At 63.9% G+C, this 22,500-nt stretch carries 21 protein-coding genes; 5 read left to right on the top strand and 16 right to left on the bottom strand.

All coding sequences use genetic code 11. The features are described from left to right. The first annotated feature begins 172 nt into the window (after positions 1-172). A complete protein-coding gene (locus ABE459_RS00510; protein WP_110991838.1) occupies positions 173-991 on the top strand; it encodes a pyruvate, water dikinase regulatory protein in 819 nt (272 codons plus the stop codon). A gap of 184 nt (positions 992-1,175) precedes the next feature. Here the strand turns inward: ABE459_RS00510 and ABE459_RS00505 are convergent, their stop codons facing one another. Continuing rightward, on the bottom strand, positions 1,176-6,041 hold the full coding sequence (locus ABE459_RS00505) for an NAD-glutamate dehydrogenase (RefSeq protein WP_125464959.1): 4,866 nt from the start codon (positions 6,039-6,041) through the stop codon (positions 1,176-1,178). A 342-nt stretch (positions 6,042-6,383) separates the two neighbouring features. Between ABE459_RS00505 and ABE459_RS00500 the strand changes: the two genes are divergently transcribed. The 4 genes from ABE459_RS00500 to ABE459_RS00485 all read left to right on the top strand — a co-directional run bounded on the left by ABE459_RS00500 (position 6,384) and on the right by ABE459_RS00485 (position 10,315). Continuing rightward, positions 6,384-6,737, top strand: coding sequence for a hypothetical protein (locus ABE459_RS00500; protein ID WP_125464960.1), 354 nt, complete (start codon positions 6,384-6,386; stop codon positions 6,735-6,737). Between the two features lie 197 nt (positions 6,738-6,934). Then, entirely contained in the window at positions 6,935-7,645 is a 711-nt protein-coding gene (locus ABE459_RS00495; protein ID WP_323828324.1) for an FCD domain-containing protein, read from the top strand. Between the two features lie 103 nt (positions 7,646-7,748). Next, positions 7,749-8,942: an L-2-hydroxyglutarate oxidase gene (gene lhgO, locus ABE459_RS00490; protein WP_323828326.1), complete on the top strand. Its 1,194-nt coding sequence runs from the start codon at positions 7,749-7,751 to the stop codon at positions 8,940-8,942. 44 nt (positions 8,943-8,986) lie between these two features. Continuing rightward, positions 8,987-10,315 (top strand): MFS transporter, encoded by a 1,329-nt coding sequence (locus tag ABE459_RS00485; RefSeq protein WP_125464964.1) that lies wholly within the window; start codon positions 8,987-8,989, stop codon positions 10,313-10,315. Between the two features lie 6 nt (positions 10,316-10,321). On the opposite strand, the gene flhB is transcribed toward ABE459_RS00485, so the two are convergent. The 15 genes from flhB to fliH all read right to left on the bottom strand — a co-directional run bounded on the left by flhB (position 10,322) and on the right by fliH (position 22,481). Further along, positions 10,322-11,464 (bottom strand): flagellar biosynthesis protein FlhB, encoded by a 1,143-nt coding sequence (flhB, locus tag ABE459_RS00480; protein ID WP_125859515.1) that lies wholly within the window; start codon positions 11,462-11,464, stop codon positions 10,322-10,324. A gap of 2 nt (positions 11,465-11,466) precedes the next feature. Next, positions 11,467-12,243, bottom strand: coding sequence for a flagellar biosynthetic protein FliR (gene fliR / locus ABE459_RS00475; protein WP_110991845.1), 777 nt, complete (start codon positions 12,241-12,243; stop codon positions 11,467-11,469). A gap of 7 nt (positions 12,244-12,250) precedes the next feature. Continuing rightward, entirely contained in the window at positions 12,251-12,520 is a 270-nt protein-coding gene (gene fliQ, locus ABE459_RS00470; RefSeq protein WP_110991846.1) for a flagellar biosynthesis protein FliQ, read from the bottom strand. A gap of 21 nt (positions 12,521-12,541) precedes the next feature. Continuing rightward, entirely contained in the window at positions 12,542-13,294 is a 753-nt protein-coding gene (fliP, locus tag ABE459_RS00465) for a flagellar type III secretion system pore protein FliP (protein ID WP_110991958.1), read from the bottom strand. 2 nt (positions 13,295-13,296) lie between these two features. Continuing rightward, positions 13,297-13,743 (bottom strand): flagellar biosynthetic protein FliO, encoded by a 447-nt coding sequence (gene fliO / locus ABE459_RS00460; protein ID WP_323828328.1) that lies wholly within the window; start codon positions 13,741-13,743, stop codon positions 13,297-13,299. Next, positions 13,744-14,202, bottom strand: coding sequence for a flagellar motor switch protein FliN (gene fliN / locus ABE459_RS00455; RefSeq protein ID WP_125464967.1), 459 nt, complete (start codon positions 14,200-14,202; stop codon positions 13,744-13,746). Positions 14,203-14,249: 47 nt separating this feature from the next. Beyond that, complete coding sequence (fliM, locus tag ABE459_RS00450) at positions 14,250-15,218, bottom strand: flagellar motor switch protein FliM (protein ID WP_110991849.1); 969 nt, start codon at positions 15,216-15,218, stop codon at positions 14,250-14,252. Between the two features lie 10 nt (positions 15,219-15,228). After that, positions 15,229-15,726: a flagellar basal body-associated protein FliL gene (gene fliL, locus ABE459_RS00445; protein WP_125464968.1), complete on the bottom strand. Its 498-nt coding sequence runs from the start codon at positions 15,724-15,726 to the stop codon at positions 15,229-15,231. Positions 15,727-15,954: 228 nt separating this feature from the next. Then, positions 15,955-17,292: a flagellar hook-length control protein FliK gene (locus ABE459_RS00440; RefSeq protein ID WP_346647846.1), complete on the bottom strand. Its 1,338-nt coding sequence runs from the start codon at positions 17,290-17,292 to the stop codon at positions 15,955-15,957. 72 nt (positions 17,293-17,364) lie between these two features. After that, a complete protein-coding gene (locus ABE459_RS00435; RefSeq protein WP_110991852.1) occupies positions 17,365-17,712 on the bottom strand; it encodes an Hpt domain-containing protein in 348 nt (115 codons plus the stop codon). Positions 17,713-17,766: 54 nt separating this feature from the next. Next, positions 17,767-19,458 (bottom strand): fused response regulator/phosphatase, encoded by a 1,692-nt coding sequence (locus ABE459_RS00430; protein WP_323828332.1) that lies wholly within the window; start codon positions 19,456-19,458, stop codon positions 17,767-17,769. A gap of 8 nt (positions 19,459-19,466) precedes the next feature. Continuing rightward, a complete protein-coding gene (locus ABE459_RS00425; protein ID WP_110991854.1) occupies positions 19,467-19,772 on the bottom strand; it encodes an STAS domain-containing protein in 306 nt (101 codons plus the stop codon). A 131-nt stretch (positions 19,773-19,903) separates the two neighbouring features. Then, the gene (gene fliJ / locus ABE459_RS00420) at positions 19,904-20,356 is read right to left on the bottom strand and encodes a flagellar export protein FliJ (protein WP_110991855.1); all 453 of its coding nucleotides are present in this window, start codon (positions 20,354-20,356) and stop codon (positions 19,904-19,906) included. A gap of 6 nt (positions 20,357-20,362) precedes the next feature. After that, positions 20,363-21,718 carry a flagellar protein export ATPase FliI gene (gene fliI / locus ABE459_RS00415; protein WP_110991856.1) on the bottom strand — a complete coding sequence of 452 codons (1,356 nt, stop codon included), beginning with the start codon at positions 21,716-21,718 and terminating at the stop codon, positions 20,363-20,365. Beyond that, complete coding sequence (gene fliH, locus ABE459_RS00410; protein WP_258704853.1) at positions 21,708-22,481, bottom strand: flagellar assembly protein FliH; 774 nt, start codon at positions 22,479-22,481, stop codon at positions 21,708-21,710. Before fliH ends, fliI begins: the two co-directional genes overlap by 11 nt. Positions 22,482-22,500 lie beyond the last annotated feature (19 nt).

Here is a 22,500-nt window from a genome sequence, read left to right as displayed (position 1 = left end):
TCCACTAACTGTATTGGAAAAGCTCAAGGGCGCCCGCCTGTCTGCTCTGCGACTGGGCCGGGACGCTTGTGGCCTGGACCTGGAAAATAAGTGAGAATGCCGAGCAACCGCGTTCGGCAAACCGAACCTATCATATCCAGAAATCTTCGGCAGCTTAAGGCCCCAGGTGCAAATGAAACGAACCGCGTTTTTCATCTCCGACGGTACCGGCATCACTGCAGAAACGTTGGGGCAGAGCCTGCTCGCACAATTCGAGAGCATTCCGTTCAATAAATTCACCCGCCCCTACATCGATACGCTGGACAAGGCCCGGGCCATGGTCCAGCAAATCAACGCGGCGGCCGAGCGTGACGGGGTGCGCCCGATCATCTTCGACACCATCGTCAACCAGGACATCCGCGAAGTCATGGCCACGTCCAATGGCTTCATGATCGACATCTTTTCGACGTTTTTATCCCCACTAGAGCAGGAATTGACCGCCCATTCGTCGTATTCCGTGGGCAAATCCCACTCGATCGGCGGCAATTCCAACTACATGGAGCGTATCGAGGCGGTCAACTTCGCCCTCGACAACGACGACGGCGCGCGGACCCATTACTACGACAAGGCCGACCTGATCCTGGTGGGCGTGTCACGCTGCGGCAAGACCCCGACCTGCCTGTACATGGCCATGCAGTTCGGTATTCGCGCCGCCAACTACCCGTTGACCGAGGACGACATGGAGCGCCTGCAGCTGCCGGCGGTGCTGAAGAAGCACCACAACAAGCTGTTCGGCCTGACCATCGACCCCGACCGCCTGACCGCCATCCGCCACGAACGCAAACCCAACAGCCGCTATTCGAGCTTCGCCCAGTGCGAGTTCGAGGTGCGCGAGGTGGAAAGCCTGTTCCGCCGGGAGAACATTCCCAACATCAACTCCACGCATTTTTCGGTGGAAGAGATTTCGGCGAAAATCCTGGTGGAAAAAGGCGTGGAACGGCGGTTCAAGTAAGGCCAGCGTCGCCTGCTTCGCGGGTAAACCCGCTCCCACAGGCACAGCACATTCAAAACCAGCGAGGCCCCTGTGGGAGCGGGTTTACCCGCGAAGAGGCCAACACTTTCAACACAAGGCGTAAAGAAAAGCCCCGACATCACTGCCGGGGCTTTCTTTTACCTCAACTACCTCAACGCAAGGCTCAGGACGGAATCACCGCCGCCTGCCCGCTCATCGCCAGGTCGACCAGCTCGCGGTTGGCCACCGCGTACATCGCATAGTCGGTACCAGTAGCGTTGCGCAGGTCGTCGAGCATGGCGCGCCAGCGCTCCACCATCACCCGGTGCTGCTCGCACCACAGGGCCACGCGGGCGTCCATGTCGTCCGGCGCATCGGCCATCTGCAATACCGAGATGGTGATTGCCCGCTGCTGCAGGTCGATGTCATCGCGGAACGCTTCGCGGGCCAGGGCCTGCCAGTTGTTTTCCACCGGCAGGTTGCTGATTTCCTGCAGGTACCAGGTCAGGTCCAGCGAGCTGCCCACGGCAAAGAACGCCTTGGCCACCTGCGCAGGATCATGCCCGGTCACGTCGGACGCTTCGATGATCGGCAGCAGGGTGTACAGGTGCGTGGTGCCGGCAACCATACGCGCCAGCAGCTCCGGCACACCGGCTTCGACGAAGCCCTGGTAGCGGACCATCCAACGCTCGCGGGTCGGGCCTTCGAGCAGTTCGTCGAGCTTGAGCCCAAGCTGGGCGATCTTCGGCCCGAAGTGGGCGACGTCACGGCCAGCGTCCTGCTCGTTGCGCCGGCTACGCAGGAACCAGCGGGTAGCGCGGCGACCCAGGCGCATCAGCTCGTCCATCAGGGTCAGTTGGATCTCGGCCGGGACCTGGTAGTCGAGGGCCTCGATCTGACGGAACCAGTGCGGCAGGTGGAAGATGTCGCGCACGATCACATAGGCGCCGGCCACGTTGGCCGGGCTCATGCCGGTGGACTCCTTCAGGCGCTGCACGAAGGTGATGCCCATGTTGTTGACCAGGTCGTTGGCGATCTGGGTGCTGACGATCTCGCGTTTCAGGCGGTGGCCGCGCATGGAGTCGGCGTACTTGGTCACCAGCGACGGCGGGAAGGCGGTCTCCATGTCGCGGGTGAGGTAGTCATCGTCCGGCACCAGCGACTTGAGCAGTTGCTCCTTGAGGTCGATCTTGCTGTACGAGATCAGCACCGACAGCTCGGCGCGGGTCAGGCCCTGGCCTGCGGCCAGGCGTTCGGCCAGTTGCTCTTCACTGGGCAGGAACTCGATGGCGCGATCCAGCTTGCCACGGGCCTCGAGGTCGGCCATCAGGCGCTTGTACTCGGCAATCCGCTCGCGGGCGCGGCGCGCGGCCAGCGACAGCGCTTGCGTCTGCTTGTAGTTGTTGCCCAGCACCAGCCCGGCCACTTCGTCGGTCATGCTACCCAGCAGCTGGTTACGCTGCTTCTCGGTCATGTCGCCGGCCTGCACCACTTCGTTGAGCAGGATCTTGATGTTGACCTCGTGGTCGGAGCAGTCCACACCACCGGCGTTGTCGATGAAGTCGGTGTTGGTGGCGCCGCCATTGAGGCCGAACTCGACACGGCCCAGTTGGGTCATGCCCAGGTTGCCGCCCTCGCCCACCACCTTGCAGCGCAGCTCGTTGCCGTTGACGCGCAGGGCATCGTTGGCCTTGTCGCCGACATCGGCGTGGCTTTCGCTGCTGGCCTTGACGTAGGTGCCGATACCACCGTTCCACAGCAGGTCGACCGGCGCCTGCAGCAGGGCGTGCAACAGCTCGGTCGGGGTCAGGCGGTCGGCTTCGATGGCGAAGCGTTCCTTCATCTGCGGGCTGATGGCGATGCTCTTGGCACTGCGCGGGAAGATCCCGCCGCCTTCGGACATGATGCTGGTGTCGTAGTCGCTCCAGGCCGAGCGCGGCAGGTCGAACAGGCGCTTGCGCTCGACGAAGCTAGTGGCCGGGTCCGGGTTCGGGTCGATGAAGATGTGCAGGTGGTTGAACGCGGCCACCAGCTGCAGTTTTTCCGACATCAGCAGGCCGTTGCCGAACACGTCACCGGCCATGTCGCCCACACCCACCACGGTGATCGGGTCTTCCTGCACGTTGATGCCGCGCTCGCGGAAGTGGCGCTGCACGCCCACCCACGCGCCACGGGCAGTGATGCCCATCTTCTTGTGGTCATAGCCGGCCGAGCCGCCCGAGGCGAACGCATCGCCCAGCCAGAAGCCGTAGTCGATGGCGATGCCGTTGGCGATGTCGGAGAAGGTCGCGGTGCCTTTGTCCGCGGCGACCACCAGGTACGGGTCGTCGTCATCGTGACGCACCACGTTCGCAGGCGGCACCACGCCACCGTCCTTGAGGTTGTCGGTGATGTCGAGCAGGCCGGAGATGAAGATGCGGTAGCACGCCACGCCCTCGGCGGCGATCTCGTCACGGCTGCCGCCCAGCGGCAGGCGGCGCGGCAGGAAGCCGCCCTTGGCGCCCACTGGCACGATCACCGAGTTCTTCACCTGCTGGGCCTTGACCAGGCCCAGTACTTCAGTGCGGAAGTCTTCTTCGCGGTCCGACCAGCGCAGGCCGCCACGAGCAACGTTGCCGAAGCGCAGGTGCACGCCCTCGACTCGCGGCGAATAGACGAAGATCTCGAATTTCGGTACCGGCTTGGGCAGCTCGGGGATCAGCTTGGGGTTGAACTTGAAGCTGAAGTACGACTTGTTCTGGCCGTTGGCGTCCGGCTGGTAGAAGTTGGTGCGCAGGGTGGCCTTGATCAGGTCCAGGTAGCGCCGCAGGATGCGGTCCTCGTTGAGCACCTGCACGTCGTCCAGGGCGGTGAGGATCGCCTGCTCCAGGCGCAGCTGCTTGTCGTCGAGGTCTTCCTGGGTGAGCTTGCGCGCCAGGTAGAAACGGGTCTTGAACAACCGGGTCAACTCGCGGGCGATGTCGGTGTGGTTGTTCAGGGTGCTGGCGATGTAACCCAGGTCGAAGCCCAGGCGGATCTGCTTCAGGTAGCGGGCATAGGCGCGCAGCAGTGCCACGTCGCGCCACGGCAGGCCGGCGGTCAGCACCAGGCGGTTGAAGGCGTCGTTCTCGGCGTCGCCCTTGACGATGTGGACGAAGGCGTCCTGGAAGGTGTCGTTGAGCTGCTGGATATCCAGGTTCAGGCCTTCGCTGTAGGTGAAGGCGAAGTCGTGAATCCAGAACTCACGGCCGCTGGCATGGCGCAGGCGGTAAGGGAACTCGCCAAGCACGCGCAGGCCGAGGTTTTCCAGGATCGGCAGCACGTCCGACAGCGCCAGCGGCGTATCGGCGTGGTACAGCTTGCAGTGCAGCGTGCGTTCGCCGAGTTGCGTGAGCGGCTGGTAGAAGCTCATGGCCAGCGGTTTTTGTTCCGACAGGTTCAGCACGTGCTGCATGTCGACCACCGCCGAATGGGCGGCGAAGCGCTCGCGGTAGCCGGCCGGGAAGCCTTTCGGGAACTCATCGAGGATGTTGGTGCCCTGGGCTTCGCCGAAGTTTTCCACCACCAGCGCCGAGTAATCGTCATGCCACGAGCGGCAAGCCTGGATCACTTCGTTTTCCAGCTGCTGCAGGTCGATATCGATGCGGTTCTTCGGGTCGACGCGCAGGATCAACTGCACGCGGGCCAGAACCGATTCGGAGAAGAAGGTCCAGAATTCGCAGTCGGTGGCCTTCAGGCGCTCCATCAGCACCTGCTGGATCTTCTGCCGAACTTCGGTGGAGTAGATCTCGCGGGGCACGTAGGCCAGGCAGTAGCAGAAGCGGCCGTACGGGTCCTTGCGCAGGAACACGCGGATCTTGTTGCGCTCCTGGATCTGCACGATCGACATGGCGGTGCTGAACAGCTCGTCGACCGGGGTCTGGAACAGGTCGTCGCGCGGCAGCACTTCGAGTACCTGCGCCAGCTCCTTGCCCAGGTGGGCCTTGGGATCGAAGTGCGAGCGGCGCTCGACTTCGGCCACCTTGCCGCGAATGTAAGGGATGGTATGCACGCTCTCGCCGTACACCGACGAGGTGTACAGGCCCATGAAGCGGCATTCCTTGAGCACATTGCCGTCTGCGTCGATCTGGCGGATCGACACGTAGTCCGGGTAGGCCGGGCGGTGCACGCGGCTTGGCTGGGAGGCCTTGGCGAACGACAGCAGGCGCGGCTCGCGCAGGTAGGCGACGGCGTAGTCCTCGATGCGCAGGTCGTCGGCACCCAGGCCGGCGCGCAGCAGGCGGGTCAGGCCGAGGAAGGAGGCATCGTCGTAGACCAGATGGCCACCGTCGGCATCGGCCTGGACGGTGAACTCTTCATAGCCGAGGAAGGTGAAATGGTTGTCCAGCAGCCACGACAGGAAGCTCTTCACCTCTGCCTTGTCGTTCTGCTCCGGGCCAAAGGCGTTCTGTTCGACCAGTGCCAGCAGTTCATGGATCTTGGCCTTCATCGGCTCGAAGTCGGCGACCACGCCGCGCACTTCGGCCAGCACCTGCTCCAGCTCCTTGGTCAAGGTCGTGAGCTCGGCGCTGTTGGAGCAGCGGTCGATCTCCAGGTACATCAGCGATTCGTGGCTGACGCCCTCGCCCTGGGTGCCCTTGGGCAGCAGCTCGACCAGTTCGCCCTTGCTGCCTCGGCGTGCGCTGAGCACGGTGGTCTGCAGGGTGTGGATGCTGTAGCCGCGGCGGTTGAGTTCGGTACGCACCGAGTCGACCAGGAACGGCAGGTCGTGGTGCAGCACCTCGACCACGGTGTGGGTGGATTGCCAGCCGTGGCGTTCGTAATCAGGGTTGTAGACCCGCACCTGCGGGTGTTCGGGGTCGAAGCGCTCGATGATGCGCCAGGCGGAAAGCGTGCAGCCGGCGAGGTCGGAAAGCCGCCGCTGAGTGAGTTCGTCCAGAGAGATGATGCCGAAGAACTGGTCGGCGAACAGTGCAACTTGTGGCAGGGACTGTTCGCTGATGTGCTGCGCCAGGGCCGCTTGCAGTTGATGCTGGAAGTCGGCTTTGCTGGCTGCGGTGAAGAACGCCATCTGTGGTACTCCGCTTGGGCTTTTATAGGTGAAGCGTCGCGTGCGTGCGCCTTGTACGGATCAACCATAGCCAACCCGTGGCAAGACGGAAGCGTTGGGTACCTGCAAAAGCGACTGCCCGGTGGCTGTGCCTTTACGGGAACCCATCGACTGGGGAGCTTAACGACTGAACGGTCACTCCGGCTTGCAGCGCTGCGACATATTCGGTCAATGACCGGCAGCAAGCCTCGGGCTGCAAGCTTCGCGCCGCAATCAGCAAAATCCGAGATTTGCGCCGCCGCGCTTGACCTGCCGAACCTTGAAGCTGAAGCTTGCGCCTTTGACTACCGACCCGAGCCGCCCATGCAATTGAAAACCGCCCTGCTCTTCGCCACCCCTTGTGACGACGAGGAAGACAACATGGCGACCCTGTGCTGCCACAGCGACAAGGGCCAGATGTTCCTGCTGACCCGTTACCCGGACGAGGACACGGTCGACCTGACCCTGGATGACGAGCCGTCGACCCTGGACGGGCTGAAGGTGACGCTGAGTGCCGAACGCTTGCTGATCGAGGTGGCTGCGGGGGACCGCGATGCGCTCAAGGGCGATGAAGCGCTGGAGATCATCCTGACTTCGCAAGGCAGTGATATGGAGGAAGTGGCGCTGACATTGCGCAACATCCTTGAAGGTACCGGGACATTCAACAACGAACTGTGAAGGTGGTTCGCCGGCCTCTTCGCGGGTAAACCCGCTCCCACAGGTGCAGTGCCGCCCTCGGGGCTTGCAGTAAGCCTGTGGGAGCGGGTTTACCCGCGAAGAGGTTGCAACAGGCGACTTTGCCAGCAGCGCCTCCGTTGACAGGGAACCCTCGGAACGGGCATTGTCTGACAACCTGATCAATTGGCTCCTCCTCCATGCTAGAACTCCAGCGCCCCGACACCCTGGTCGAACGGGTCGTCAGCGCCATCCGCGGCGAGATCGATGCCGGCCGCCTGGCCGCCGAATCGCGCCTGCCCACCGAACAGCAACTGGCTGAACAGCTGAACGTCAGCCGCTCGGTGGTACGTGAGGCCGTGGCACAGCTCAAGGCCGATGGCGTGCTGATCGCCCGCCGCGGGCTCGGCTCGTATATCTCGCAGACGCCGCACGGCACGGTATTCCGCTTCCCCGACAGCCAAGGGCGCAAACCGGACCTGGTGCAGATGTTCGAGATGCGCCTGTGGATAGAAACCCAGGCCGCCGCCATCGCCGCGCGCCGCCGTGATGCCGATGACCTGAACCGCATGGCCTTCGCCCTGGGCACCATGGAAGACCAGCGCAGCGATTTCGCCACCGCCTCTGCCGCCGACGTGGCCTTCCATCGCGCTATCGCCGAGGCCAGCAAGAATGACTACTTCGTGGCCTTCCATGATTTTCTCGGGGGCCAGCTGGCCGCCGCACGTCGCACCGCCTGGGAAAACTCCGCCGCACACTCGGTAGGCGGCTCGGCCGATGCCCTGAGTGAGCACCGGGCACTGTACCAAGCCATCTACGCTGGCGACCGCCAAGCCGCCGCCGCTTGTGCCGAAGCACACCTGCGGGCTTCGGCCAAGCGCCTGAAACTCGACCTACCCACCCTCGACTGAACCCGGAGAACCTCATCGCATTCCCGCGAGGTTTTCTCGCGCATTACTTAGTCTGACAACCTGATAAGCAGATCCACCGACAAGAACACCAAGGTAATCCTGCATGACTTACGACTACTGCATCATCGGCGGCGGCATCGTCGGCCTCGCTACCGCCATGGCCCTGCTGCAACAGCGCCCAGGGGCCTCACTGCTGGTCCTGGAAAAGGAAGCCAGCCTCGGCCGTCACCAGACAGGCCACAACAGTGGCGTGATCCACGCAGGCATCTACTACGCACCCGGTAGTCTCAAGGCTGACCTGTGCAAACGCGGCGCCCAGGCCACCAAAGACTTTTGCCGCGAGCACGGCATCGCCTTCGAAGTCTGCGGCAAGCTGCTGGTAGCCTCCAACGACCTGGAAATGCAGCGCATGCAGGCGCTCTACGAGCGTTCGCAACAGAACGGTTTGAAGGTCGAACGCCTGGACGCCGCCGAGCTGCGCCAGCGTGAGCCGAATATCGTCGGCAAAGGTGCGCTGTTCCTCGACGCCACCGGCATCGTCGATTACAAGCAGGTGTGCAATGCCATGGCCAAGGTGATTCGCCAGGCCGGTGGCGAGCTGCACCTGTCCACCCCGGTGCGCGCGATCCAGGAGCATGCCGAGCACGTCAGCATCAGCAGCGACGGCAATACCTGGCACGCCCGCCAACTGGTGGCCTGCGCCGGCCTGCAGTCCGACCGCCTGGCACGCCTGGCCGGGGTGAAGATCGAGCACCAGATCATCCCCTTCCGCGGCGAGTACTACCGCTTGCCGGCGAGCAAGAACCAGATCGTCAACCATCTTATCTACCCGATCCCCGACCCGGAGCTGCCGTTCCTGGGGGTGCACCTGACGCGAATGATCGATGGCAGCGTCACCGTCGGCCCCAACGCGGTGCTGGGCTTTGGCCGGGAGAACTACCAAAAGTTCTCGGTGAACTGGCGCGATGTCGCGGAGTACGCGCGCTTCCCGGGGTTCTGGAAAACCATCTGGAACAACCTCGGTTCCGGCACCGCCGAGATGAAGAACTCGCTGTTCAAGCGTGGCTACCTGGAACAGTGCCGCAAGTATTGCCCGTCCCTGCAGGTCGAAGACCTGCTGCCCTATGAAGCCGGCATCCGCGCCCAGGCCGTGATGCGCGACGGCACCCTGGTGCATGACTTCCTGTTCGCCGAGACCCCGCGCATGGTGCATGTCTGCAATGCCCCGTCGCCGGCTGCCACCTCGGCCATCCCGATTGGCCAGATGATCGCCGAGAAGATCCTCAAGGCCCGCTGATTCACCGCTGCACACCCCATTACAAAGACAATAAGGAAACCCCCATGTCGGTACACGAGGCGGCCCCGGCCGCAAGCGAGACACCCGAACAGCAACGCAAACGCCTGCGCAAGGTGGCAGCGGCGACCATCTTCGGCTCGATGCTGGAGTGGTACGACTTTTATCTCTACGCCACCATGGCGGCGATCGTCTTTTCGAAGATCTTCTTCGACCCGAGCAACCCGGCGGTGGCCTCGCTGCTGGCGTTCTCCACCTTCGCCATCGGCTTCATCGCCCGCCCCTTCGGCGGCGTGCTGTTCGGCTACCTGGGCGACCGCTTCGGGCGCAAGCACGTGCTGGTGATCACCTTCTGCATGATGGGCGTGTGCACCATGCTCATCGGCCTGATCCCCGGCTACGCCACCATCGGTATCTGGGCACCGATCCTACTGGTGGTGATCCGCATCATCCAGGGCCTGGGCGCCGGCGCCGAACTGTCCGGCGCGGCGGTGACCTCCTATGAACATGCCAGCGAAGGCAAGCGCGGCAGCCAGGGTGCCTGGCCGGCGCTGGGGCTGAACCTGGGCCTGTTGCTGTCGTCACTGACCGTCTACCTGCTGACCATGAACGGCAATGAATTCCTGCTTGCCGGTGGCTGGCGCATCCCCTTCATCGCCAGCATCGCCCTGGTAGCGGTAGGCCTGTGGGTGCGCAAGAGCATCCCCGAGACTCCGGACTTCAAGGAACTCGACCACGCCGATGACAAACCCAAAGTCTCGCCCCTGAAACTGCTGTTCAAGAACGACCTCAAGGGCCTGGCCGTGGTGTTCTTCGTCGCTATCGGCTACAACGCGCTGAGCTACATCTTCAAGACGTTCTCGCTGGCCTATCTCACCCAGTTCAAGGGCGTCGAGGCGCACGTCACTTCCCTGTCGGTGACCCTGGCCAGCCTGGTGGCGATCTTTGCCGTGCCGTTCTTCGGCTGGCTGTGCGACAAGTGGAGCAGCAAGACCGTGCTGATGCTCGGCGGGCTGCTGTCGGCGCTGTTCGCCTACCCCTTCCTGCGCTTGCTGTCGACCGGCGAGCCGATGCTGATCTATGTGGCCATCGCCGTCGGCACCGGCATCCTGGCGCCGATGATGTTCGCACCCCAGGGCTCGTTCCTCAGCCGCCAGTTCCCGACCCAGACGCGCTCTTCGGGTTTTGGCACCGGGCGTGAGGTCGGTACCGCAGTAGCGGGCGGCCTGGCCCCACTGGGCGGGCTGGCGCTGGTGGCAAGCTCGGCCACTCACTCGACGGATGGCGTGGCGCTGATGCTTGCAGTGGCCGGTGCATTGGTGGTGGTCGCCGCCTTCTTCGATCAAGGCTGGCGGCACTCACGCACCAAGAACTGAGCGGGCTCAGCTGTCGCGCCGCAGGTCGTCGGGGATGGGCAGGTCCTTCTTCAACGGCTCCGGCGGCTTGCCCCTGCCGGCGCGGTACTGGCGAATCTGGAACACGTACGCCAGCACCTGCGCCACCGCCATGTACAACCCGGCGGGGATTTCCTGCTCGATTTCCGTGGAGTAGTAGATCGCCCGCGCCAGGGCCGGCGATTCGAGGATCTGCACCTTGTGTTCGACGCCGATCTCGCGAATCTTCAAGGCCATGAAGTCAGTGCCCTTGGCCAGCAGCAGCGGCGCCGCACTGCCTTTTTCCGGGTCGTACTGCAAGGCCACGGCATAGTGGGTCGGGTTGGTGATGATCACGTCGGCATCGGGCACCGCCGCCATCATGCGCCGCTGCGACATCTCGCGCTGCAGCTGGCGTATGCGCTGCTTGACCTCGGGCTTGCCCTCGGAGTTCTTGTACTCGTCGGTCACTTCCTGCTTGGTCATCTTCAGCTTCTTGTGCGACTGCCAAAGCTGGTACGGCACGTCGAGCCCGGCGATCAGCAGCAACCCCGCGGCCATCCACAAGGCACTCCAACCGACCACCTGGAGCGCCTGGATGATCGCCATCTCCATCGGCATCTTGCCGATGGCCAGCAGCGCCTCACGGTCACTGACCAGCACCACCAGCGCCACCACCAGGATCATGATGAACTTGGCAAGGGCCTTGAGCAGCTCGGTCAGCGAATTCATCGAGAACATGCGCTTGATCCCCGACAGCGGGTTCAAGCGGCTGAATTTGGGTTGCATCAGGCTGCCGGAGAACAGGAAACCGCCCAGGGCGATGGGCGCGACGAACGAAATGACGAACAGCAGGATCAGGATCGGCTGCACCGACCAGATGGCCATCTTGCCCGATGCCAGCAGGAACGCCCCCATGCTGCGCTCATCCACGATCACTTCGCGGGTCAGGGTGAAGTTCATGCGCATCAGGTTCATCAGGCTTTCGGCCAGACTGCCGCCGAAGGCCAGAATGCCGCCCGCTCCCGCCAGGGTCACGGCAACCGTGTTCAGCTCCTTGGAACGGGCGATCTCACCCTTTTCCCGCGCGTCTTTTTTGCGCTTTTCGGTGGGTTCCTCTGTCTTGTCCTGCCCGCTCTCGCTTTCGGCCATGCTCAGCGCGCCCGTGCCAGTTCACGCAGCCACTGCAGCGCTTCGCTGGCCAGTGCCTGGTAGTGAGAAAGAATGTCGGCCAGGCCGACCCAGAAGATGCCCATGCCCAGCACCAGGGTGAGCGGGAAACCGATGGAAAAGATGTTCAACTGGGGTGCGGCACGGGTCATCACGCCAAAGGCGATGTTTACCACCAGCAACGCGGCGATCGCCGGCAGGATCAGCAGCAATGCGGCGCCCATCACCCAGCTCAGGCGCCCGGCCATCTCCCAGAAGTGATTGACCACCAGGGCGCTGCCCACCGGCAGCGTGGTGAAACTCTCGGTCAGCACCTCGAACACCACCAGATGCCCGTTCATCAACAGGAACAGCACGCTCACCAGCATGGTCAGGAACTGGCTGATCACCGTGACGTTGACGCCGTTGGCCGGGTCGACCATCGACGCGAAGGCCATGCCCATCTGCACCGCGACGATCTGCCCGGCAATCACGAAGGCCTGGAACAACAGCTGCAAGGAGAAACCGAACAACGCCCCGACGATAACCTGCTCGGCGCACAGCAGCAGGCCGCGCAGGCTAAGCGGTTCGAATTCGGGGATGGGCGGCAGGGCCGGCACGATCACCACGGTGATTGCCACGGCCGCGTAAAGGCGAACCCGGGCCGGCAGCATCTTGGTGCCGAAGATCGGCATGGTCATCAGCACCGCCGTCACCCTGAACAGCGGCAGGATGAAGGTGGCGACCCAGGTGCCGATCTGCGCGTTGGTCAACTCCAGCATGGCGGCGTCAACCGATCAGGTGCGGGATGTTGGTGTACAGCCCGGTGATGTATTCCATGAATTTCTGCACCAGCCAGGGCCCGGCGACGATCAGCGTGATCAGCATCACCAGCAGGCGTGGCAGGAAGCTCAGGGTCTGTTCATTGATCTGGGTGGCGGCCTGGAACATCGCCACCACCAGGCCGACCAGCAGGCTCGGCACCACCAGCACCGCCACCATCAGCGTGGTCAGCCACAACGCGTCACGAAACAGGTCGACTGCGACTTCTGGCGTCATGTCAGGCTCTCCTTGTGGGTGTCAGACACCGCCGAAACTGCCGGCCAGGGTACCCATGATCAGCGCCCAGCCATCGACCAGCACGAACAGCATGATCTTGAACGGCAGCGAAATGATCAGTGGCGACAGCATCATCATACCCATGGCCATCAGCACACTGGCGACCACCATGTCGATGATCAGGAATGGGATGAAGATCATGAAGCCGATCTGGAACGCGGTCTTGAGCTCCGAGGTGACGAAGGCCGGCACCAGGATGGTCAGCGGCACCTGGTCGGGGCCGGCGATATCGGTGCGCTTGGACAGGCGCATGAACAGGTCGAGGTCGCTCTGCCGGGTTTGCGCCAGCATGAAGTCCTTCAGCGGCCCCTGGGCCTTGTCGATCGCCTGCTGGGCGGTCATCTGCTCGGCCAGGTACGGCTGCAGGGCGTCCTTGTTCACCCGGTCGAACACCGGCGCCATGATGAACATGGTCAGGAACAGCGCCATGCCGGTGAGCACCTGGTTGGACGGGGTCTGCTGCAAGCCCAGCGCCTGACGCAGGATGGAGAAGACGATGATGATGCGGGTGAAGCTGGTCATCAGGATGACGAACGCCGGGATGAAGCTCAGCGCCGTCATGATCAGCAGGATCTGCAGGCTGACCGAGTACTCCTGCTGCCCGTCCGCCCCGCTGGACAGGGTGATGGCCGGTATCGACAAAGGGTCGGCGGCCAGGGCCAATGGCGCAGCCAGCAGCAGCGCCAGGGTGAACAGCATGCGCAGGGCGCCCATCATCACTTCTTGTCCTTCTGATCCTTGCCCATCAGCTCGAGCAGCCGCTGGGCGAACTCCGGCGTGGCCTGGCGTGCCGCTGTGGGCACCTCGACAGGCTCGGCCATGACATGCAGGGCTTCGATGCTGCCCGGCGTATGGCCGATGAGAATCTGCTCCTTGCCGACCTGCACCAGCAGCAACCGGTCGCGCGGGCCGATGGCGCGGCTGCCGACGATCTCGATCACCTGGGCACCGCGCTGCGCGCTGCCTTGCATGCGCCGCAGCAGCCAGGCCAGGAAGAAGATCAGGCCCACCACCAGCAGCAGGCCGAAGACCATCTGCGCCAATTGCGCCCCCAGGCCGCCCGGTACCGCGGTGGGTGCCGCAGCCGTTTCGCCGGCGGCGATCACCGCTTCACTGGCCAGCAGCGCCGCCAGGGCCGAAACGGCCCGCACCATGGCCTTCACTCAGCGCAGCTTCTTGATACGTTCGCTGGGGCTGATCACGTCAGTCAGGCGGATGCCGAACTTCTCGTTGACCACCACCACCTCGCCGTGGGCGATCAGGGTGCCGTTGACCAGCACGTCCAGCGGCTCGCCAGCCAGGCGGTCGAGTTCGATCACCGAACCCTGGTTGAGCTGCAGCAGGTTGCGGATGTTGATCTCGGTGCTGCCCACTTCCATGGAGATACTCACCGGGATGTCCAGGATCACGTCCAGGTTCGGGCCTTCGAGGCTGACGTGCTCGTTGGGCTTGGGGGAGCTTGCGAACTCTTCCATCGGCAGGCGGTTGCTGGCGCCGCTGTCGCCACCGAGCAGTGCATCGATGTCCGCCTGGCCGGCATCGCCGGTTTCCTCGAGCGCTGCAGCCCACTCATCGGCCAGCGCCTGTTCCTCTGGGGAGTTGATCTCGTTTTCGTTAGCCATGATTTCCTCGACAACCTTTCAATACGTTTAAAGCGACCGGCCCGCCGTCAGCGGCGCTCGATCGGGTCGATGATCTGCAGCGACAGGGTGCCCTTGTGCGAACCCAACCGCGCCTTGAACGCTGGCACGCCATTGGCGCGCAACACCAGATGCTCCGGCAGCTCCACCGGAATCACATCGCCAGGCTGCATGTGCAGGATGTCGCGCAGCTTGAGCTGGCGACGGGCAACGGTGGCCGACACCGGCACGGCCACGTCCAGTACGTCCTCGCGCAGGGCCTTGACCCAGCGTTCGTCCTGGTCGTCCAGGTCGGACTGGAAACCTGCGTCGAGCATCTCGCGCACCGGCTCGATCATCGAGTACGGCATGGTCACGTGCAGGTCGCCGCCGCCGCCGTCCAGTTCGATGTGGAAGGTCGATACCACCACCGCCTCGCTGGGGCCGACGATGTTGGCCATGGCCGGGTTGACCTCGGAGTTGATGTACTCGAAGTTGACCGGCATGATCGCCTGCCAGGCTTCCTTGAGGTCGATAAAGCACTGGTCCAGCACCATGCGCACCACGCGCAGCTCGGTGGGGGTGAACTCACGGCCCTCGATCTTGGCGTGGCGGCCGTCGCCGCCGAAGAAGTTGTCCACCAGCTTGAACACCAGCTTGGCGTCGAGGATGAACAGCGCGGTACCGCGCAACGGCTTGATCTTGACCAGGTTGAGGCTGGTGGGCACGTACAGCGAATGCACGTACTCGCCGAACTTCATGACCTGCACGCCACCCACCGCCACGTCGGCGGAGCGGCGCAGCAGGTTGAACATGCTGATGCGGGTATAGCGGGCGAAACGTTCGTTGATCATTTCCAGGGTCGGCATGCGCCCCCGGACGATACGGTCCTGACTGGTCAGGTCGTAACTCTTGATGCTGCCGGGCTCGCCGGCACTTTCGGTTTGTACCAGACCATCGTCCACCCCATGCAACAAGGCGTCGATTTCATCCTGGGACAGCAGGTCCTGCACGGCCATCTATGTGCTCCTACTGCAATACGAAATTGGTGAACAACAGCTGGTCGACGACCGGCCTGCCGACTTCTTTCTGCGCCACTTCCTGAACCACCGCGGTGGCTTTCTGGCGCAGCATCTCCTGGCCTACCGGGCTGCTGGCGAGGGTGTCGAAACCCTGCCCGGAGAACATCATGACCAGGTTGTTGCGGATCACCGGCATGTGCACCTTGAGCGCGTCCAGGTCGGCCTGGCTGCGGCCCTGCATGGTGATGCTCACCTGCATGTAGCGCTGGCGGCCGTTCTGGTTGAAGTTGACCACGAAGGCCGGCGCCAGCGGCTCGTAGATAGCCGCCGGCTTGACGTTGGCCAGGGCTGGGTCCGGCGCCGGAGCGGATTCGCCCTTGTTCATGAAGAACCAGGTGGCGCCCACCGACAGGCCGACTGCCAGCAGCAGGGCCAGCACCAGCAGCAGGATCAGCTTGAGTTTGCCTTTAGTGGCGGGGTCTTTCACTGCGTCGCTCTTCGCCATGCCAATAATCCGTCGTCCATCGAGGTTTCAAAGAAGGATGACGTGGCTTGAGCAAGTGTTATGCCAGATTTGTCAGGAGCATGCCGCACGCCCCTTGTAGGAGCGGCCTTGTGTCGCGAAAAGGCCGCGGCGCGGCCTCCGGCACTCATGCATCACTACTGAGATCCCGGGGCCGCTTTGCGGCCCGTTCGCGACACAAGGCCGCTCCTACAGGGGGTGTGCAAAGCATCAGGCGTAGTAGTCGACCGCGCTGTCGCCCACCACTACCTGCTGCTCCACCGGCTGGCCGGCATCAGCCAGTTCACCACCCTCGCCTGCGGCAGCGGCACGGCGGGCCGCCACGCCGGACAGGTTCGAAGCGTCCTGCTGGGCCTGCTGTTGCTGCTGGCCACGGGACTGGTCAGCGACACTCACGTCGGGCTGGGCCAGGCCCTGCTGGGTGAACAGTTCACGCAGGCGGTGGACCTGGCTGTCGAGGGCTTCGCGCACGCCGGCATGGCCACTGACGAAGTGGATCTGCGTGGGCTGATCCGCCGCCACATTGACCCGGATGTCGAGGCGGCCAAGTTCGGCGGGCTCAAGCTGGATATCCGCCGACTTGAGGTTCTGGCTGGACAGGTACATGACGCGGTTCACCAGGCCCTCGGTCCAGGCACCCTGGTTCATCGCCAGCGGCTGTTGCAGCGGGCTGGGGGTTACCGGCACGGCATTGGCGGTCTTGGCGGTGGCGGCCTGGGTGAGGTTGGCCAGGCGATCGGCAAAGTCATCCACCCGCGTGTCGCTGCTGGCGCCCTTGAGGTCCTTGAGGCCGCTATCAAGCAGCCCGGCGAATGCCTTGTCGCCCTGCTCGGCATGGCCAGGCTCGGCCTCCGCCTTGCCGACCACATTCGCCAAGGTATTGACGGCAATCGGGTCAGGCTCGGCAGGTTGCTGACTCGTCTCGGCGCGTGCACTGCTGGCATGGGCCGAGGTCGTCCCCTGGGCCTTGGCGCTCTGCTCCAGCGCCAGGCGCAGGGCCGGCATGTCGGCGAGCGGGTCGGCATCAGGGTCGAACTCGGCAACCGGTGCCGACACCTTTGCCTCGGTCACGGGCGGCGCTGGCTGCGGTGATGGCTGCATGGCTGCCTGCAACACCGGCGCGACCACCTCGGCCTGGGCCTGGATCAATTGGGCGCCCGTCTGGGCATCGGTGACCTGGCCTGCGACCAGGCTGGCATCGATGATCGTCGTATCGGCGGTAGCAGTGCTATCAGCAGTCGCGCTGCCATCAGGCAGGGCCGCTGGCAAGTTATTGCCGTCATCGGCAAGGTCTTTCGAGGCGCCAGCCTCTTTCTTGCCGCCGGCAACCGCCCCCGGCTTATTGCTGGAGGTTGCTTGCGCAGGGCCTTGGCTGGCCTTGTCGTCACGGGCTGGCACGCTGTCGCGACCCTGCCTGGACATCACCTGATCGAAGCCGGCACCACGGCTATCCGCCGCCTTGGGCGATTTGTCCGCCACACTGGCGGACGGGCGCGAGGCGCTGCTCGCAAGGCCGGTTTGCAACAATGGATTGGGTGCGACAGGCATAGAAAAGGTCTCCGCGCCGAAACTCAAAAAATCGAATGGGCAAAGACACGCAAAACTCGCGCCAGGACACCCTCAGTCAGTTGAAATACGTTGGCTTTCACTGCGATAGAACAGCTCGACGGCCTGATACTCCTGGTCGATACGGTTGATCAGGTCTTCTATGCCATACAACGGAACCTGCCGTGCGCGCTCCTCCAGTTGCTGGCAAAGCCGCGCCAACTCGACAGCCCCCATGTTGCTGCTGCTGCCCTTGAAGCTGTGCGCCGCCAAGCCCAGCTCGGCGGCATCCTTGGCCTTGTGCAACTGGCTCAGGCGCCGCTCGGAGTCTTCAAGGAAGGTTTCCAGCAACTGCAGGTAGCCCCCCTCCATGACCTCACGCAGGTCACGCAGCACCTTGTGATCGATATGCATGTCCACCACTTGCTCACTCCCTGATCAAGCCTTGTCGCATCCAAGCCCGGGAGAATCCCGGGCTCACCAATCGAACTCCACCCGCGCCAATCGCCCGCCTTCCAGCCACCGGGCGCGGTGCCCCAGGCGGGTCACCAGGCTCAGACCACGGCCACTCAAGCCCTGCTGGTGCGGTGAACGGGCAAGCACTTTGGCCACATCGAACCCTGCGCCACTGTCGCGGACCTCGATCATCAGACGACCACCTTCACTGCGCGGTTCCACCCGCAGGCTGATACCGACGAAACCCTGCAACTGTTCGGCCAAGCGCTGACTGCGCTGGCGATAGTACTCGGCAAAACCCTGCGAGTCGCACTTGAGCCGCGAGTCGAGCCCCAGCACACCGTGCTCCAGCGCGTTGGAGTACAACTCGCTGAGCACGCTGTGCAGCTTACCGCTGCTCGGCCTCAGGCCGTGGATTTCCAGCAAGAGCTGCACCAGGTAAGGCACCGGGTTGAAGCGCCTCAGGCTTTCACCGCGCAACTCGAAGTTCAACGACCATTCCAGCGGGCTCGAGCGCCCGCTATCCGAATAGACCATGGCCTGCGGCACGGGCTGGTCTGGCGCCAGCATGCGAATGTCGCACAGGCTGATGTCATCCCGCGACTGCCCGCCAAAGGCCTGCAGCGCGCCCATGACCTCATCGAGCAAGTGTGCCGGCTGCCGATTGGCTGCCAACACCTCGAGCAGCCGCTGCACGCCGAACAGGCGCTCCTGCCCGTCACCACTGTCGACCACGCCATCGGACAGCAGCAGCAAGCGTTCGCCTACGGCAAGGGGCATCACCTGCGTGGTGTCGTCGAATTTCTCCGGGGCAAGGATCCCCAGCGGCAGATGCTGCGAAGGCAGCACCGCCAGCACCTCGCCCCGGGCGGACAGCTGGTAGCCATCGGGCATGCCGCCATTCCACACTTCCACGGTACCGCGCTGAAAACTCAGGTTTAGCAGCAGCGCACAACAGAACATGTCCACCGGCAGGATACGCTTGAGCTTGGCGTTCATTTCCCGCAGCGTCTCGACCAGCCCGTAGCCCTTGGCGGTCATGCCGTAGAACACCTCCGCCAGGGGCATGGCGCCGACCGCCGCCGGCAGGCCATGGCCGGTGAAGTCGCCGAGCAGCACATGCATGTCGCCGGACGGGGTGAACGCCGCCAGCAACAGGTCGCCATTGAACAGCGCGTAGGGAGACTGCAGGTAACGGATGTTCGATGCACTGAGGCAACCGGAATGGGCGACCTTGTCGAACACAGCCTTGGCCACACGCTGCTCGTTGAGCAGGTAATGGTGATGCCGGGCTATTTCGTCACGCTGCGCCAGGACCGTGGCCTGCAGGCGACGCAGGCGGTCCATCGCACGTATCTTGGCGGCAAGAATCACCGCGCTATAGGGCTTGGCCATGAAGTCGTCGCCACCGGCTTCCAGGCAGCGCACCAACGCCTGCTCCTCGTTGAGCGAGGTCAGGAAGATGATCGGCACCAATGCCTCGCCGGCCAGTGCCTTGATCTGGCGCGCGGCCTCGAAGCCATCCATCACCGGCATCAAGGCATCGAGCAATACCAGTTGCGGCCGGCGCTCGGCAAACAGCGCCACGGCCTGCTCACCGTTTTCGGCGGTGAACACCTCATGCCCCTGGCGCCGCACGATCTGCGCCAGCAGCATGCGATCTGCGGCACCGTCCTCGGCGACCAGTACGGTCAACGCCTGTTCGGCAGGCATGGCCGCGATCAACCGATATCGAACAGCTTGTCGAAGTTGGAGATGGCCAGAATCTTGCGCACATCCGGGCTGGCATGGACCACTCGGATATCCGAATCGTCCCCGCCCACGTGGTCACGCAGCAACAGCAGCATGCCCAACGCCGAACTGTCCAGATAGGTGGCATCCTTCAAGTCGACGACCACTGTCTCCGGTCGCAGGCGCTGACGCTCGTAAGCATCCCTGAATTCCTGATGCTTACCGAAATCGAAGCGACCCTTGACCTTGATCGTCAGCTTTTTCCCTTCCTGTGAAAAATCGGTTTCGACTGCCATGCGAGCGATTCCTTCGATGATGGCGAATGCGGCTCCTGAAGGTTTAGCAGCCACAGCCCCATGCTGCAAACCACAAAGAGCGTGGCGTGCAGGGCCTGGCTCTGGCCGGCAATGGCGCTTGAAGCCTGCAGCTAAAGCGGCCCGTGCCGCGGCAAGCGCTGGGACAGCTCGTCGAGCAGCCGCTGTTCGCGCTTATCTTCCGCCCGACGGGCCTCATCGATATAGCGCTGGACCAACTTGCGCAACCCTTCGACCCGCGCATAGGCCTGCTGCCAGATGTTGCGGGCGTTGTTGAGGTTGTTCTGGTGCCAATTCAGGCTCTGGCGCTGCTGGGTCATGGCGGTTTCCAGCTGGCCGAGAAAGCGCTGGTAATTGAGCAGCCAGTTGCCGTCCACCCCCTGCCCGCCCCGGGTTATCCACTGCGCCTGATAGCCCTCACGAAACTGCGCCAGCTCATCGAGCCTGGCCTGCGCCTGCACCACTTGCTGCTGGAAATGCCCCAGGCGCTGGGCAGCCTTGCGCTCGGCCTCCTCGGCCATATCCACGACGGGCGCAAGGCGCGCTGCTCGACCGGGCTGAGCCATGGCCTATCAGCCTGCCGGCGGCACGAAGATCGCGCCCAGTTGGTCGCGGCTCTGCGCCATGCCGACGTTCTCCTGCAGGCCCTGGCGCAGGAAGTCCACCAGTTTGGGCTGCAGCGCAATGGCCAGATCCGTCTCCGGATCGCCACCGGCGACATAGGCCCCCACGCTGATCAGGTCACGGCTCTGCGACAGGCGCGACCACAACTGCTTGAATTTCTGCGCCTGGCGCAGGTGATCGGCGTCGACCACCTGGGGCATGACCCGACTGATCGAAGCTTCGATGTCGATGGCCGGGTAGTGACCTTCCTCGGCCAGGCGCCGGGACAGCACGAAGTGACCGTCGAGCACACCGCGCGCCGAGTCGGCGATCGGGTCCTGCTGGTCGTCGCCTTCGGAGAGCACGGTGTAGAACGCGGTGATCGAACCACCGCCCGCCTCGCCATTACCGGCACGCTCCACCAGCTTGGGCAGCTTGGCGAACACCGACGGCGGATACCCACGGGTGGCCGGCGGCTCGCCGATGGCCAGGGCGATTTCGCGCTGCGCCTGGGCAAAACGGGTCAGCGAGTCCATCAGCAGCAGGACGTTCTTGCCCTTGTCGCGGAAGTACTCGGCAATGCGCGTGCAGTACATCGCCGCGCGCAGACGCATCAAGGGCGCATCGTCCGCTGGCGAGGCCACCACCACCGAGCGCTTGAGCCCCTCTTCGCCGAGGATGTGCTCGATGAACTCCTTCACCTCGCGACCCCGCTCACCAATCAGCCCGACCACGATGATCTCGGCCTCGGTGAAGCGGGTCATCATCCCCAGCAGCACCGACTTACCCACACCGGTACCGGCGAACAGCCCCAGGCGCTGGCCGCGGCCGACGGTGAGCAGGCCATTGATACTGCGAATGCCGACATCCAGCGGCCGGCTGATAGGGTCGCGATTGAGCGGGTTGATCACCGGCCCGTCCATCGGCACCCAGTCTTCGGCCTTCATGCCGCCTTTGCCATCCAGCGCCCGCCCGGCGCCGTCGAGCACCCGCCCGAGCATGCTCATGCCCATGGGCAGGCGGCCGCCGTCGTCCAGCGGCACCACGCGCGCGCCGGGGGCGAGCCCGACGATGCTGCCAACCGGCATCAGGAACACCTTGCTACCGGCAAAACCCATGACTTCAGCCTCCACCCGCACCGGGTGATAGCTGTCGTCGTTGATCACCAGGCAGCGGCTACCGACGGCGGCGCGCAAGCCTTCCGCCTCGAGCGTCAGGCCGACCATACGCAGCAGGCGGCCTTCGACCACCGGCTGGTCGGGCAACCGCACCGCATCGTTGTAACCGGCCAGGCGCTTGCCGAAGCTGGTGCGATCAAGGCGCATCGTTGCCACCCGCCGACACATCCAGTTCGACCGCGATGTCCGGCGCCGCCGGGTGCAGGAACTGGTCATGGGACTGGTCGAACAACTGCGCCACGGCCTTCTCGATCCGCGTTTCCATGGTTGCATCGATGCGGCTGTGCGCCGTTTCGATGCGGCAGCCGCCAGGCAGCAGGGCCTCGTCTTCCAGCAGCTTCCAGTTTTCTTCGTGGCGCTCGCGCAGGGCCTTGGCCAGTTCGAAGTCCTGGGGGTTGAGGTGGATACGGATGTTGTCGGCGCCCATCGGCAACAGCTTGAGGGCCTCACGCAGGACATGGGTGACCTGGCTGGAATCACTGCGCAATTCACGGCCGATGACCTGGCGGGTAATGTTCGCGACCAGTTGCACCAGGCCTTTTTCGATCTGGGTGTCCTGCTCGGCGATCGGGTCGAGCAGGTGCAGCATGACCTGTTCCAGGCTGGCCAGCTTGGCGGCCAGGGCCACTTCGGCTTCCTGGCGAACCTTGAGCTGGGTGCTGTGGAAGCCTTCGCGCTCGCCAGTGGCGAAGCCTTCGTTGTAGGCCTCCTGGCGGATGGCCTCGAGCTCTTCGAGGGTGAGCGGCTGGACTTCCTCCAGCGGCACTTCCTCGACTTCTTCCTCGATGACTTCCGGTTCGGGCTCAGGCTCGGGTTCGGGCTCAGGATCGAAGCTGGGCAGCGCCCAGACGTCGACGCCCTCGAGGTCGCGGGCGCGGATCAGTTCGCTGGGGTGTTCGGTGGTGGACATGCTGTGAGCTTCTCGAAAA

Origin of the sequence: Pseudomonas sp. TWI923 (genome assembly GCF_039673365.1) — a bacterium.
In the GTDB taxonomy this organism is placed as follows: Bacteria; Pseudomonadota; Gammaproteobacteria; order Pseudomonadales; family Pseudomonadaceae; genus Aquipseudomonas; species Aquipseudomonas sichuanensis.
The sequence above is the reverse complement of the archived record's forward strand: the minus strand, read 5'-3'. Positions and strand labels throughout refer to the sequence as shown.